The 1,983-nt window shown below is 71.5% G+C and carries 1 protein-coding gene; it reads right to left on the bottom strand.

Annotated features, from left to right (window positions below; all coding sequences use genetic code 11):
* A partial coding sequence (locus D7W81_RS41035; protein ID WP_147445833.1) for a serine/threonine-protein kinase occupies positions 1-1,566 on the bottom strand: 1,566 nt, incomplete at its 3' end.
* Between the last annotated feature and the right edge of the window lie 417 nt (positions 1,567-1,983).

Below are 1,983 nucleotides of genomic sequence, written 5' to 3'. Positions count from 1 at the left end.
CACGACAGCCGGCGGAGTCGCGACCGGCGGCGGAGGCCGCAGCCACCACCCGAGTCCCACGGCACCGAGGACCAGCGCGGCGGTGCCCACGATGGGGAGCACGCGCGACTTCGGCGGGACCGGTGCAGGCCCTGGCAACGTCATCGGGCCGGGCATCCCCGGCTGACCCGTCACGCTCACAGGCGCAGGCGCGACAGCCCCCGCGAGACTGCCCGGCGCAGCCTGCTGGCCACCGAAGCTTCCCGGCACGGCCTGTTGCCCGCCCATGCTCCCGGGCGCGACGTGCTGGCCCGTGCCGTAGCCCTGGGCGGCCTGCTGTCCGCTGTAGCTGGCCGGCGGCTGCGCGGGGACACCGGGCACCGGCAGGGCCACGCCCGAGCCTCCCATGCCACTCCCGGGCGCCTGCGTGGCTCCGAAGCCCATCGTGCCGCCCGCGACCTGGGACTGCTGTCCGTACGGGACCGTGCCGCCAGCGCGCGGCGCCATCGTCGCGTCGAAGCCGATGTCCTCCGTCGCCGCGAGCGCATCCGCCCCAAAGCGGCCCGTCCCCGGTGCCTTGTTCGCGGGCGCCATCGTGGCGCCCATCGCGTCCTCGTCGCTCGGTGCCACGGAGGGGAGGGCGACGCCCGAGGGACGCTTCACGCGTGAGAAGGTCCGGGCCGCGATCTGCTCCTCGGTCTCCGGCAGCGACTGGAGCGTCGCCCCCGTGAGCTCCGCGATGAACGACGCGACGTCCGGATGACGGTTCTCCGGCTTCTTCTCCAGCGCGCGCGCCACCGCCCGGGCGACGTTCTCCGGCAGATCCGGCATCAGCGTGGCGAGCGACACCGGCGGCTCGTGCACCACGCGGTAGATGATCTGCGCGAGCGAACCCCCGCCGAAGGGCGTCATCCCGGAGATCATCTCGAACACGATGCCGCCCAGCGCGAACAGGTCCGTCCGCGCGTCGATGCGGCTGTTCTGCCCCTGCGCCTGCTCCGGCGACATGTACTGCGGCGTGCCGATGAGCACCGCCTCCTGCGTCTGGAGCGTCTCCGAGGACATGACCTTGGAGATGCCGAAGTCGAGCAGCTTCACGCGCTCGCCCACCACGCCGCCGGAGTCCGTGGGCACCAGGAAGATGTTCGCGGGCTTCAGGTCGCGGTGCACGACGCCCGCGCGGTGCGCCGTCTGCAACGCCGACCCCATCTGCCGCGTGAAGGAGAACACCTCCTCCAGCGACAACCGCCCGCGCCGCAGCCGGTCCGCCAGGCTCTCCCCGCGCAGGTACTCCAGCACCAGGAACGGACTGCCGTCCTCCAGCGTGTCGAAGTCCAGCACCTCCACGATGTTCGGGTGTCCCAGCCGGGAGGCGATCTCCGCCTCGCGCCGGAAGCGCACGTGGAGGTCCGGCCCTACGTGGTCCCCCACCCGCAGCACCTTCACCGCGACCTGCTTGCCCGGAAGCCGCAGGTGCTGGGCCAGGAACACCGAACCCATGCCGCCCCGACCCAACACGGAGACGACTTTGTAGGTGTTCCGGAGGACCGAATCGATGTGCAGCTCACCGTCAGCCGAGCGCGTCATGGAAGAGGGCGTGTCCTGATGACGAAAAGGGGTGCCAGGCACCACCGTGAATCAGGGCGCCACGCTACCACGCCCCATCCGCCAGGAGGCCAGCCCAACCCCTCCGTTCACACCCCGGAAAGTCAAACGCCCGGACCCTCGAAAGAGGACCCGGGCGTCATGAACTCCATCCATCCCTGCTCACCCGGGAAAGGCGCACCCCTCAGGGCCACGCCCTACCCGGGAAGGGGGCTTCAGCCCCACTTGGACATCGTGCGGCGGGCCGGAGGCGAGCTCGGTCCCGCGGCAGGCGAAGCCACCGCCGGCCGGGCCTGCTGCGGACGCCCCTGGCCACCCGAACGGGGCGCCTGGGCGTTGCCTCCGCTGGCCTGACGCTGTCTCTTATACACCTCTGACGCTGCCGACGACTTAATAGGT

This window comes from Corallococcus aberystwythensis, assembly GCF_003612165.1.
Classification (GTDB): Bacteria; Myxococcota; Myxococcia; order Myxococcales; family Myxococcaceae; genus Corallococcus; species Corallococcus aberystwythensis.
This window is presented reverse-complemented; position numbering and strand designations above follow the sequence as displayed.